Below are 12,234 nucleotides of genomic sequence, written 5' to 3'. Positions count from 1 at the left end.
TCCCATTCCTCACATCCCGTCGTAACCTACGACGCTCTCTCACGGCATTTGTTTTCGCCGGTCAGGTATGTCCATGCACCTATCGGAGCTCAAGTCACTCCACGTCAGCCAACTCCTCGAAATGGCGCACGCCAACGAGATCGAGGGCGCAAACCGGCTTCGTAAGCAGGAGCTTGTCTTTGCGCTGCTGCGCAATCGCGCGAAGAAAGGCGAGCCAATTTTCGGTGACGGCGTACTCGAAGTACTGCCTGACGGCTTTGGCTTCCTCCGATCGCCAGACACCTCGTACCTTGCCGGCACCGACGATATCTACGTATCACCTTCCCAGATCCGTCGCTTCAATCTGCATACCGGCGACACGATCGAAGGCGAAATCCGCACACCCAAAGATGGCGAGCGGTATTTCGCACTGGTCAAGGTCGACAAGGTCAACTTCGAGTCGCCCGAGGCCTCGAAGCACAAGATCCTTTTCGAGAACCTGACGCCACTGCATCCGAATCAATGCCTCAAACTTGAGCGCGAGATCCGGGCGGAAGAGAACATCACCAGCCGCGTGATCGACATGATCGCGCCGATCGGCAAAGGCCAGCGCGGCTTGCTCGTCGCGCCCCCCAAGTCCGGCAAGACGGTAATGCTGCAACACATCGCGCACGCAATCACGACCAACCATCCGGACGTCGTCATGATCGTGCTGCTCATCGACGAACGCCCGGAAGAAGTTACTGAGATGCAGCGCTCGGTGAAGGGTGAAGTGGTCGCATCCACATTCGACGAGCCCGCAACGCGACACGTTCAGGTTGCGGAAATGGTGATCGAAAAGGCAAAGCGCCTGATCGAACACAAGCGCGATGTTGTCATCCTGCTCGACTCGCTGACCCGTTTGGCGCGCGCATACAACACCGTGATTCCTGCGTCAGGCAAGGTCTTGACCGGCGGCGTCGATGCCAACGCACTGCAGAAACCCAAACGGTTCTTCGGTGCTGCACGCAACATCGAAGAAGGCGGATCGCTGACGATCATCGCAAGCGCACTGATCGACACCGGCTCCCGGATGGATGACGTCATCTACGAAGAATTCAAGGGAACCGGCAACATGGAGATCCACCTGGATCGCCGCATGGCCGAAAAGCGCGTCTACCCTGCAATCAACGTCAACCGCTCAGGCACTCGCCGCGAGGAACTGCTGATCGAACCCGCGATCCTGCAGAAGGTGTGGATTCTGCGCAAACTGCTTTACGGTATGGACGAGATCGAAGCGATGGAGTTCCTCCTCGACAAGATCAAGGCGACGAAGACAAACAACGACTTCTTCGACGCCATGCGGCGCGGCTGATCGCTGCGCCACCAACAAAAAGGGCCGGTCATTTGACCGGCCCTTTTGTTCTGAGCGTTCGTTCAATCACCCAGCGGGCGCAATTGAAGGGTTTGTAGCGCCCCTTCTACTGCAAACGATCTAGCGATGCGCTCCACCGGCGTGCGCACTTCGGAACGCAAAGCGCCCTTTGCATTTCCCTCAGCATCCACTTGCAGTCGGCCCGTCGCAGACAGGGCGCCTGCATCCAGTCGGCGAATCTCAAGCTTTGCGCCCTTTGCCGGCTCATAGACGAAGCCGCCCTCCATCAGGCCAAAGCGGGTTACGCCGCCGGAAATGGGCGCATTGCCTTGACGCCGCATCGCCTCCAGCAGGTCCAACCGGTTGATCGCCCCGTCCGCCACTGAGTACGACCCCGCCCAGCGCAAACCCTTCGCCAAGGCGGCAATGGAGTCAGCCTCGCCACTCAAAGCTGCGGAGCCCGAAAGACGGCCTTGCACAACACCAGCCCCCTTCAACAAGGCTGCCAGTGGTTCAAAACCAACCGCATCGAGTTTCACCTGCCCTTTGAGAGACACGCTCTTGCTCAAGTCCAGGTCCAGCGAGCCTTTAAGTGCGCCACCTAACCAATTTGCACCGAATTGCCCACCGACCAAACTGGTCAAACCCAATTTGCCGGACAGCAAGAAGTTCTGCACCTTGGTGTCGCCGTAAGCGAACTCTGGCGCAATCACGTTCGCGCTCACTCCACCATCCTGCGCGCTCATCTCGTAGGTAACCGTGCCCTCGGCATTCTTGAGCCGCGCAGACTCCCACTTTCCATCGCCGGCAAAAGCCATGCTGCCCGTCAAACCCTCCACGCGAACCACGCCGATCGGCACCGCAAGGTCCTCGAGCTGGATTTCCTTCAGGCGCCATACGCGCCCCGGCGACTCCAGACCCGCGAGCCTCATCAGCAGAGACGGATGCACCGTAGCGCCACGCATGCTGACACTCAGGCGCTGCGGCTGTGAGGTCATCCAATGGAACCAGTCGGGACCACTCCAGGCGCGAGAAATCTGACTCACCCCCCCCTCACCGATCTGGATATCGCTCAGTTCAAAAACAGGCCATGGACGAAACCCGACACCGACGTTACCGACCCGAACAGGCTCACCCAACCAGGCGGCGGCGTCACGCTCCACCCGCTGACGCAACGTACTCGCCTGCCATCCCAGCGCGACGATCGAGGCGCCGATGCCGCCGATCACGGCAAGCGCCGTCAGAATTAGGAGTACACGGCGAATCTTCGCGCCCGCCTTGCCGCCACCAGAAGTGGCTTCATAGCCGAGCGTTCCGAAGAAAACGCGAACTCTGTCGAAAATGGTTGCACGGGATCCGCTGCCGAGCGCACGCTCCAGTCGCTTGGCGTCGGCCGCGGCCTTGCGCTTTTCAACCTTGATCTCCGCCGGAGTCGGCTGCTCCACTTCACGCGGCTCAACCCGAGGCGGCGTATCGTCACCACGCAGCCAGCGCGATTCCTGCTCCGCCACACGCGCCATCCGCGCATCCAGCGTTTCGATCAAACCGGCACGCTCCAGTTCAGTCAGCGCGCGCTGCACGCCCTTGGCATCGGACAAGCGCGTCGCCAACTCACCGACGGTCGAAAAACCATCAACCGCCTCAAGCACGCTTCGCGTCAATCGATCCGCCGAGCCTTTGGGCTCTGCCATCATGCTGTCGCCCGCTTCTGTACGACAGAAAACCGAGAACCGATCCAAACTCGTCTCCAGACAGGCGGTTTCGCCTGCAAGCGTTAATCACTTTGGAATATTACCGCAACACCACGACCACCCATCGCCAAAGTCGCTAAAAATAGCGTTGACAGATTCAGAATTGATGTCTAACATTGCGGTCTCTGTTCCTCGATAGCTCAGTCGGTAGAGCGCCGGACTGTTAATCCGTAGGTCCCTGGTTCGAGCCCAGGTCGAGGAGCCAACAGAATACGATGTATCAAAGGGCCTTTTTTCGGAAAGGCCCTTTGTTTTTTGCGTCTTTGGTGTTTTAGCTTGGCCCGCCCCTCGCTTGACAGAGGAATCGGTTCGCGGCGCGCTCCCTAAGAATTGAGTCTCGACCGCTTCAGCGTGAGTGCGCGCACCGCAGTGTCCGTAGCGTCGTAAATAAAACGCCCGTCTTCGCACGGGCGTTTTCGTTTGGCGTCCAGCCCACCCGATACAACGCCAAACACCTCTGCGCCGCAGTGCGTCAAGCGGAACGACTCAGCGCAACTCCACGCGACGAAGATGCTGCAGCACCGGCCGCAGCATTGCGGCGCCAAGATGCTTGCTGCGCGCAGCACTCCAGCCATGGCGTGGGTCTGGCATGTCGGCGTTGTCCTTGAATGGCATCTCCAGCGTCAGCGAGACGCAACCGAAGCGATGCGCGACCCACTTTGAGCCAAGCGTTAGCAATTCGTGCTCGAAGCGATCGTCCGCATAGCCGTGCCGTTGCTGGAAATCGGGCGAAGCTGCGGCAAGGTCTGCCAGGAACTGCTTCTGATATTCGACGTTTCGGGCGCCGTACCCGGGAACCATGTGGGAGCCGTCAATGAACACGTAAGGCAGGGTTTCATCGCCGTGGATGTCGAGAAACAGATCAACGCCCGTCTCTTCCATGGCCTGCTGCACGCACAAGATCTCAGGGCTGCGGTCGACTGACGGAGTGAGCCACTCACGATTGAGGTTCACGCCGGCAGCGTTCGAGCGCAGGTTGCCAAGAAAAGCCCCGTCCGGATTGATGTTGGTGACGATACGAACGACCGCACGCTGGCGAATCGCGCGCGCGATGGGGCAAGCCGCATCCAGCAACGCTTCGAGCAGTCCTTCTGCGAACCATTCGGCCATGGTTTCGCCTGGATGCTGCCGCGCAACCACCCAGACCGACGGCAAGGCCGCTTGCGGTGCGTCTATCTCGATCAGGTCGATGTCGCGCCCCTGCAGGCTGCTGCCGAGGCGCTTGACCCGCACGCCCGGCGCACTGGCTGCGCGGCCGAGCAGCCGCAAGTGGCGCTCCTGCGAGTAGGGTTCGAAATACGCAAGCCACAAGGCATCACGTTGCGGCGTCATCCGCACGGTCAGTACGGCACCGTCGTAGTCGCAGTCAGGCAAGCGGAACCAGTCGTCGCGGTCGTAGGAGGCCACCGCGCGGTAGTCGCGCCAACCTTCCGGGTACGAGCATTCGCCGGCGTTCTCGAAACGCAGGACAAGTGGCTGGCCCGCCGCGCCCGAGATGCGGAAATGAAACCACTGGCGGAATTCGGTCGATCCATGATCGTCGCGAATCCTCAGCCGCACGTTTGAGGGGTCGCTGGCGTCCACAATCTCAATCGCCCCGCTGTCGAACTGGCTGCTGATCTCTAGTGTCATGGCGTGTCCTCAAGCGGCCATACGTCGGAAGTACCAGGTGTCGCGGTCAGACGCCGCGGCATCGAAAGCGTAACCATCGCGGTCGAAGGCCTTGAGCGGATCGGCCGATGTGATTGCGTGATCAAGCGCGAAACGCGTCATCGCACCGCGGGCACGCTTTGCGCTGAAGCTGACGATCTTGTAGGCGCCGTTGCGGAATTCCTGAAACACCGGCGTCACGATGCGTGCGCGCAGCGTCTTGAGCCGCGCAGCCTTCGCGTATTCCTCCGAGGCCAGGTTAACGACTTCGCGCGCTTCCCCCTCGGCTTCGCGCTCATCCAGCGTCTGTTCGATGGCGCCGGCAATCAGATCGCCCCAGTAGTCGTAAAGGTCTTTGGCGCGACTTGTGCGCAAGCGTGTTCCCATCTCCAGCCGGTAAGGGTGGATCAGGTCGAGCGGGCGCAGCAGGCCGTAGAGCCCTGACAGAATGCCAAGGTGCGCCTGAAGGTAGGCCTCCAGCGCTGGCGCAGGCGCGCTCGTCGCGCCAAGGCCATCGTAGACGTCGCCATCAAAGGCCAGCACCGCCTGCTTGGCACGCGGCAATTCGTGCGCGGCCGTCCACTCGGCATAGCGGGCAAGGTTCAGCGCCGCGAGTTTGTCCGACAGGCTCATCAGGCTGGCGATCTGCTGCAACGACGCGCCTCGCAGCACGTCGATCAAGCCCTGCGATTGCGGCAAGAAGCGGGGATGCGTGGCAACACGCACATGCGGCGGCGTTTCGAAGTTCAAGGACTTCGCGGGGGATAGAAGAATCAGCATCGAAGCGTGCGATAACAGCAAAACTGCAGATGATAGCGCCGCCGCCCGATCGAACTGGCCAGCGCGGCTGATTTGACACCATCGCGCCCGTGCGGAAACATGCAGGCCCGACCTCGCAGTGCCGCAGCACCTCGCAGCGCCTTCCGCCCATGCCAAGCAAGAACCTCCTGCAACGATCGCTGGACGCCGTGTGGCACCCCTGCACCCAGATGAAGCAGCACGAGCGCTTTCCGCTGGTGCCGCTGGCGCGTGGTGAGGGCCTTTGGCTCTACGACACTAACGGGCGGCGCTATTTCGATGCGGTCAGCTCCTGGTGGGTGAATCTGTTTGGCCACTGCAACCCGCGCATCAACGCCGCGATCGCGAAACAGTTGGGTACGCTCGAACACGCCATGCTGGCCGGCTTTACCCACGCGCCGGTGGTCGAACTATCAGAACGGCTTTCCGCACTGACCGGCGGCGCGCTCGGGCACGCGTTCTTTGCGTCAGACGGCGCTTCGGCGACCGAGATCGCCCTGAAGATGAGCGCGCACTTCTGGCGCAACAGCGGCAAGCCGGCGAAGAACCGTTTCGTCTGCCTTGCCGGCAGCTACCACGGCGAAACCGCAGGCGCGCTCTCGGTGACCGATATCGCCTTGTTCCGCGATGCCTACGCACCGCTGGTGCGGCAGTCCGAAACCGTGCCCAGCCCTGCCGCCGCCGACCCGCTCGCGATGGCGCAAGCCGCCGCAACGGCCGCCGACGCGCTCGATGCCTGGCTCGCTACCCACGCTGACACCACCGCCGCGTTGATCATCGAACCCCTGGTGCAATGCGCCACCGGCATGGCGATGTACGACGCCGTCTATCTGCAGCGTGCGCGCGCCGCCTGCGACCGGCATCAGGTGCACCTGATCGCCGACGAAATCGCGGTTGGCTGCGGCCGCACCGGCAGCTTCTTCGCGTGCGAACAGGCGGGCATCCAGCCCGACTTCCTGTGTCTGTCGAAGGGGATTTCGGGTGGCTACCTGCCGCTCTCGATCGTGCTCAGCACGGATAGCATCTACCGCGCGTTCTACGACGACAGCACCATCCGCGGCTTCCTGCATTCGCATTCCTACACCGGCAACCCGCTCGCCTGCACAGCGGCGCTCGCCACGCTCGATATCTTCGAAACCGATCAGGTGTTGGCCGCCAACCGCCAGCGGGCCGCGGCGCTGACCACCGCCGCACAAACGCTGGCGCAGGACAGCCGCGTCAGCAATTTCCGCCGCACCGGCATGATCTGGGCCTTCGATGTCCGCAGCGACGACCCCAGCTTCGGCCGCAAGGCGTTCGCCGCCGGCCTTGACTGCGAGATCCTGCTGCGGCCGATCGGCAGCACCGTCTACTGGATGCCGCCCTACCTCTTCGACGACGCCGACGCGGCCTTCCTCGTGCAACGCACCGGCGACGCGATCGACGCCGCGCTGGCCGCCTGACACATGCCGATCTGGGATCGCCTCGGCGCCGATATCGCCGAACTCGACGCTGCCGGGCTGCGCCGCCGCAGGCGCACGATCAGCGAGCGGCAAGGCAGTGAAGTCCTGGTCGATGGTCGACGCGCAATCAATTTCTGCGCAAACGATTACCTCAGCCTCGCCGACCATCCGGCCCTCACCGCCGCAGCGATCGAAGGCGCCAGGCACTGGGGCGTCGGGTCGGGCGCATCGCATCTGGTGAGCGGCCACTTCGCCGAACACGAAGCGGCCGAGAAAAAGCTCGCCGCACTGGTCGGCTGCGAGGCCGCCCTGCTCTTCTCGACGGGCTACATGGCCAACAGCGGCGTGATGCCGGCGCTCGTGGGGCGCGGCGACGCGATCTTTGCCGACCGCCTCAACCATGCCTCGCTGGTCGATGGCGCCCTGCTCAGCCGTGCCGATCTGCGCCGTTACCCCCATGCCGATACCGCTGCACTCGAACGCATGCTTGGCGAGAGCAGCGCGCCGCGAAAGCTGATCGTCACCGACAGCGTGTTCAGCATGGATGGCGACATCGCACCCTTGCGCCAGTTGTTCGAACTGGCGGAGCGTTTCGATACCTGGCTGCTGATCGATGACGCACACGGCTTCGGCATCCTCGGCCCGCATGGCGGCGGCGCGCTGCGGCATTTCGGCATCGACTCACCGCGCGTCCTCTACATCGGCACCCTGGGCAAAGCGGCCGGGGTTTCGGGGGCCTTCGTTGCCGGCGCGCATCAAGTGGTGGAATGGATCCTGCAGAAAGCCCGCACCTACATCTTCACCACCGGCAGCCCGCCACTGCTGGCAGCGGCGATTTGCGCGGCAGCCGATCTGGTGGAAGCCAGCGACGATCGGCGCATGCATGTGGCGGCCTTGATCCGCCAATTGCGCACCGGGCTGCGCCATCCTGAGCGCCTGCTCGCCTCCGACACCCCGATCCAGCCCCTGATCGTCGGGTCCAACACGGCGGCCCTCGCGCTTGCCGCTGCCTTGTTTGAAGAGGGCCTCTGGGTGCCCGCCATTCGCCCGCCAACGGTGCCGCAAGGTTCCGCGCGTCTGCGGATTTCGCTGTCGGCTGCGCATCGCGCAGATCAGGTCGATGCACTCGTTGCAGCAATCAACCGGCACAGCCCATGAGCACCGCACTGCTTGCATGGCATGGCTGGGGCTTCGGCCCGGCGGCCTTTGATCCCCTTCGCACGGCACTCGCCGGGCACTGCGCGATGGCGGCGCCCACTTTGCTTGGCCCCGCCGATGGCGTACTCGGCACCTGGGCCGATTCGCTTGCCGCATCGGTTGCGCCCGATCAGGTACTGCTGGGCTGGTCGCTCGGCGCCATGCTGGCGATGAGCGCCTGCCTGCGTGGCGCACGTCCGCGCGCACTGGTGCTGATTTCCGGCAGCGCGCGCTTTTCGGCCACCGCGCAATGGCCGCACGCGCTTGCCGCCGAAACCGTGGCGGCTTTCCAGCATGGTCTGGCGCAAAACCCCGCACGCACCCTGCAGCGCTTTCTCGCCCTGCAAGCCTTGGGCGATGCAAGGCGCGCGGCGGTGCTCACTGCCCTCGAGCCAGCGCGCGAACACCAGGCCGCCGCGCTGGCGCCCGCACTCGATGCCTTGGTCGGCGCGGACCTGCGCGATCAGGTGGGCAAGATCGGCCTGCCATGCCTGATCATTCACGGCGCGCAAGATGCCCTGATGCCGCTGGCCGGGGCGCAATGGCTAGCGACTCAGATGCCGCAGGCCACCTTGAAAACGCTGGAAAACTGCGGCCACGCCCCGCATGTGTCGGCCCCGGCCGAGGTCGCCAAGGCGATCACCGATTTCATCGCGAGCCTGCCGGATGCTTGAGCAAAGACGCCGCATCCGCGACGCATTTGGCGCTGCCGCGCCGGACTACGACAAGCACGCCGCCGTGCAGCGCGCCATCGTCGGCGATCTGCTCGCTTGGACACGCCCGCCAGGCAACATGAACGCCCCGCTGCTCGACGCCGGCTGCGGCACTGGCTTTGCCAGCGAAGCCTTGCGCCAGCGCGCCGCGCACGTGATCGGAATCGACCTTGCCCCCGCCATGGCCACGCTGGCCGCACAGCGCGGCGAAAGCGGCATCGCCGCTGACCTGGAACACCTGCCCCTGCGCAACGCAAGCATCGCTTGCTACTGGTCCAGCCTGGCCTGGCAGTGGTGCAAGGCCCAAGACGCCGCGCGCGAAGCCGCCCGCGTGCTGATGCCCGGCGGGCGGCTGCAAGTGGCAACGCTGGGGCCGGATACCCTGGCCGAACTGCGCGCCTGTTTCGCCGGGCTCGACCAGGCCGAGCATGTGCGCCAGTTCGAGTCGCCTGCGGCCATCGACGCTGCGCTGCGCACAGCCGGCTTCGTGGATATCCGCCACACTCGCCACACCCGCAGCGGCTATGCGCCCGATCTTGCCAGCCTGCTACGCGATATCCGCGGCGTCGGCGCCCACACGCTGGGTGAAAGCCGCCGGCGTGGCATGCTCGGCCGCCACGCCTGGCAGCGCCTGTGCGCGGCCTACGAAGTGCATCGCGAGCCTTCCGGCCTGCCCGCGCGCTACGATGTACTCCTGTTCGAGGCAATCCGCTGATGCATTACTACTTCATTACTGGCACCGATACCGAAATCGGCAAGACCTTCGTCACCTGCACCCTGCTCCATGCCGCGCGCGCGGCGGGGCTGCGCGCCGTGGGCTACAAGCCGATTGCCGCCGGCGCTGAACTGATCGATGGCACCTGGTCGAACGAAGACGCGCGCTGCCTGCAGCAGGCGTCGTCACCCGGATTCAGTCTTGCGCAAATCAACCCGCTCTGCCTGCGCGAAGCGGTGGCGCCGCACATCGCCGCAGCAAGCGAAGGCGTGGTGCTTGACGTACCGCCGCTGCTGGCCGGCTTCGAGCAACTCGCCGCGCAGGCCGACTGCGTGCTGGTGGAAGGCGTTGGCGGATTCCGCGTACCGCTCGATGACCGGCTTGATACGGCCGATCTGGCCACTGCCCTGCGCTTGCCGGTGATCCTGGTGGTCGGGATGCGCCTGGGCTGCATCAACCACGCACTGCTGACAGCCGAGGCCATCGAAGCACGCGGTCTGGCGCTTGCCGGCTGGGTGGCGAACACCCTCGCGCCGCGAATGAACCGCCTCGACGAGAACCTTGAAGCCCTCAAGGCGCGCATCCGTGCGCCGCTGCTGGGGGTAATCCCGCACAGCCCTGCGGGCCCCGCCGCAGTGGCCGCAGAGGTACGACTGCCCGGCGCGCTATAATCCAAAGCCATTCAGCGCAGAAAAGACCGCCATGAAACGCTCCCGCCTTGGCCGCCGTAGTGGCCTCTCCCGCGATGCCGAGCACCTGACCTGGCTGGCCGTCGGCCTTGCCGAATCCGGTAGCCGCGCCGAAGACAGCTTCTGGGAGCGCCGCCTTTCCGATCAGGTTGAAAAGCTGCTCGAAGAAGGCGACGAAGACACGCTCAACAGCGCGCTCGATCACCTTTTCGCCACCCAGGCCAATGCCTACGACGAACTGGCCGATCTGATCGAATCGCGCGCCGAATCCGGCTCGCCCGAATCCGGCTCGCCCGAATCCAGCGAAAACGACGTACTGCTGATCGCAGCGCCGGTGATGGCCTGGTCGCGTTTTGCAATTACCGCTGCGACGATTCCCAGCGCCCTGCTCGCCAACCTGCGCGTGCATCTGCAAGCGCATGTGCTGGCCGATGGCGTCAAGCTCGGCCTTGCCGACTACCTGTTCTCGCCTGATCAGTTGCCGCAGGGCTATTGCGAAACCCGCCGCTTTGCAACCGCCCTGGGTGAGGCCGCCGCCGCCGGCCAGACGCTCCATATCGAGACCGGCTCGCTGCCCGAAACCGCGAAGTTCCTCTCGGATGTGCGCTACATCCTCGCCGCTGCGGTGGTGCCACGCGGTGCCGCACTGTTCCGCTGGCAGGAACGCGACGGCACCCGCGAGCAGGCTCTGGCCCAATGGCGTGCGCAGGGCGGCGCCATCATCCACACGCTGATGCCCGGCAGCGCGCAGGAAGTCGTGCTGCCCGATGCCTACTTCGCCGCCAGCCGGCAAGCCGACCGCGATTCGCGCCCGTACTCGCTGCATGCCTCGGTGGCCTTCCTCACGACAACGCTGGAAATCGCGCCGGATGCAATCCGCGCGGTCATCGCTGCGTTCGAAGACCGCCAGGTCGAGGAGTACCGCATCGGCTTCACCCGCAAGAATTCCGACGACGTCATCCACGGCGTGGTCTGGCCGCTACTGGGCCCCGAAGACGAAAACAGCGAGATCGCCCAGGAGATCGAGACCGCGCTGCGCGCCTGCGGCGTGACCGACATCGTCCAGCTCGAAACCCGCTTCCCGCTCGAGTACTGCGACGACTGCGGCGCGCCGATGTACCCATCGCCCGACGGCGAGGCGGTGCACGCCGAACTGCCGGAAGAAAACGCTGACGCGGTGCCCAAGCACCTGCACTGAACCGAAGCGCTGAAACGTGGTCGATTGCTGCACGACTCAAGTTCGTTCGAGAGAAGCCCAATGCGCCGAAAACTGGAACGCCCCGACGCCGAATGGCGTGAGAAGCTAGACCCGCAGCAGTACCACGTCACCCGAGAGAAAGGCACCGAGCGTGCCTTTACCGGCATGTACTGGAACGTGTGGGACGCTGGCGACTACCGCTGCGTGTGCTGCGGCAGCGAACTCTTCCGCTCGGAAGACAAGTTCGACGCCGGATGCGGCTGGCCCAGCTTCTCCACCGCCGCCGCGGCCGACAACGTCGAGACCGCAGCCGACAACAGCTACGGCATGCGCCGCACCGAAGTGCTGTGTCGCAACTGCGGCGCTCACCTCGGGCACGTATTCGAAGACGGCCCCCACCCCACCGGCCTGCGCTACTGCATCAACTCCGCCTCGCTCAAACTTGAGAAAGACGCCGACGGCAAATAAGGGACGCCATCCTTGCTGGACTCCTGGCGCGCCAAGCCACGGTAGCCGCCATTGACCGATCGGCGCAACCACCGAGCACAACCTTGATCTGACGATTGGGAATCCGGCTGCCAGGAGAGCTATGTGAATCGCCCCGAGTTTCGTGGAGGCTGTTTGGTTTAAGTCAGGCGGTCACAGCAGCCTGATTGGCGAGTTGCGGGTAGTAGTTTGCCTCAGCTTCTGCCGGCGGGATGTAGCCGATCGGTGCGAGTAGTCGGTGATGGTTGAACCAGGCGACCCA

11 protein-coding genes and 1 tRNA gene are annotated in these 12,234 nt (G+C 64.1%); 9 read left to right on the top strand and 3 right to left on the bottom strand.

Annotated elements, in window-relative coordinates; all coding sequences use genetic code 11:
• Positions 1 to 73: 73 nt before the first annotated feature.
• Positions 74 to 1,333 carry a transcription termination factor Rho gene (gene rho / locus OPU71_RS03170; RefSeq protein ID WP_267724899.1) on the top strand — a complete coding sequence of 420 codons (1,260 nt, stop codon included), beginning with the start codon at positions 74 to 76 and terminating at the stop codon, positions 1,331 to 1,333.
• 62 nt (positions 1,334 to 1,395) lie between these two features.
• Here the strand turns inward: rho and OPU71_RS03165 are convergent, their stop codons facing one another.
• Positions 1,396 to 2,913: a hypothetical protein gene (locus OPU71_RS03165; protein WP_267724898.1), complete on the bottom strand. Its 1,518-nt coding sequence runs from the start codon at positions 2,911 to 2,913 to the stop codon at positions 1,396 to 1,398.
• A gap of 300 nt (positions 2,914 to 3,213) precedes the next feature.
• Between OPU71_RS03165 and OPU71_RS03160 the strand changes: the two genes are divergently transcribed.
• Positions 3,214 to 3,289 (top strand) — tRNA-Asn (locus OPU71_RS03160).
• Positions 3,290 to 3,570: 281 nt separating this feature from the next.
• Here the strand turns inward: OPU71_RS03160 and OPU71_RS03155 are convergent.
• Positions 3,571 to 4,716, bottom strand: a complete 1,146-nt coding sequence (locus tag OPU71_RS03155) for a M14 family metallopeptidase (RefSeq protein ID WP_267724897.1) — start codon at positions 4,714 to 4,716, stop codon at positions 3,571 to 3,573.
• A gap of 9 nt (positions 4,717 to 4,725) precedes the next feature.
• A complete protein-coding gene (yaaA, locus tag OPU71_RS03150; protein ID WP_267724896.1) occupies positions 4,726 to 5,514 on the bottom strand; it encodes a peroxide stress protein YaaA in 789 nt (262 codons plus the stop codon).
• 149 nt (positions 5,515 to 5,663) lie between these two features.
• Here yaaA and bioA point away from each other — a divergent pair, with 149 nt between their 5' ends.
• From bioA to msrB, 7 genes are read left to right on the top strand one after another with little or no spacing between them, the layout of a single operon-like run.
• The gene (bioA, locus tag OPU71_RS03145) at positions 5,664 to 6,974 is read left to right on the top strand and encodes an adenosylmethionine--8-amino-7-oxononanoate transaminase (RefSeq protein WP_267724895.1); all 1,311 of its coding nucleotides are present in this window, start codon (positions 5,664 to 5,666) and stop codon (positions 6,972 to 6,974) included.
• A gap of 3 nt (positions 6,975 to 6,977) precedes the next feature.
• The gene (gene bioF, locus OPU71_RS03140) at positions 6,978 to 8,132 is read left to right on the top strand and encodes an 8-amino-7-oxononanoate synthase (protein ID WP_267724894.1); all 1,155 of its coding nucleotides are present in this window, start codon (positions 6,978 to 6,980) and stop codon (positions 8,130 to 8,132) included.
• On the top strand, positions 8,129 to 8,845 hold the full coding sequence (locus OPU71_RS03135) for an alpha/beta fold hydrolase (RefSeq protein WP_267724893.1): 717 nt from the start codon (positions 8,129 to 8,131) through the stop codon (positions 8,843 to 8,845). Before bioF ends, OPU71_RS03135 begins: the two co-directional genes overlap by 4 nt.
• Entirely contained in the window at positions 8,838 to 9,599 is a 762-nt protein-coding gene (locus OPU71_RS03130) for a methyltransferase domain-containing protein (protein WP_267724891.1), read from the top strand. The genes OPU71_RS03135 and OPU71_RS03130 overlap by 8 nt, the downstream gene beginning before the upstream one ends.
• Positions 9,599 to 10,270 (top strand): dethiobiotin synthase, encoded by a 672-nt coding sequence (bioD, locus tag OPU71_RS03125; protein WP_267724890.1) that lies wholly within the window; start codon positions 9,599 to 9,601, stop codon positions 10,268 to 10,270. Before OPU71_RS03130 ends, bioD begins: the two co-directional genes overlap by 1 nt.
• A 31-nt stretch (positions 10,271 to 10,301) precedes the next feature.
• Positions 10,302 to 11,486: a DUF2863 family protein gene (locus OPU71_RS03120; RefSeq protein WP_267724889.1), complete on the top strand. Its 1,185-nt coding sequence runs from the start codon at positions 10,302 to 10,304 to the stop codon at positions 11,484 to 11,486.
• Positions 11,487 to 11,546: 60 nt separating this feature from the next.
• On the top strand, positions 11,547 to 11,954 hold the full coding sequence (gene msrB / locus OPU71_RS03115; RefSeq protein ID WP_267724888.1) for a peptide-methionine (R)-S-oxide reductase MsrB: 408 nt from the start codon (positions 11,547 to 11,549) through the stop codon (positions 11,952 to 11,954).
• The last annotated feature ends 280 nt before the right edge of the window (positions 11,955 to 12,234 follow it).

The sequence above is a fragment of the Niveibacterium sp. 24ML genome, assembly GCF_026586805.1.
In the GTDB taxonomy this organism is placed as follows: Bacteria; Pseudomonadota; Gammaproteobacteria; order Burkholderiales; family Rhodocyclaceae; genus Niveibacterium.
This window is presented reverse-complemented; position numbering and strand designations above follow the sequence as displayed.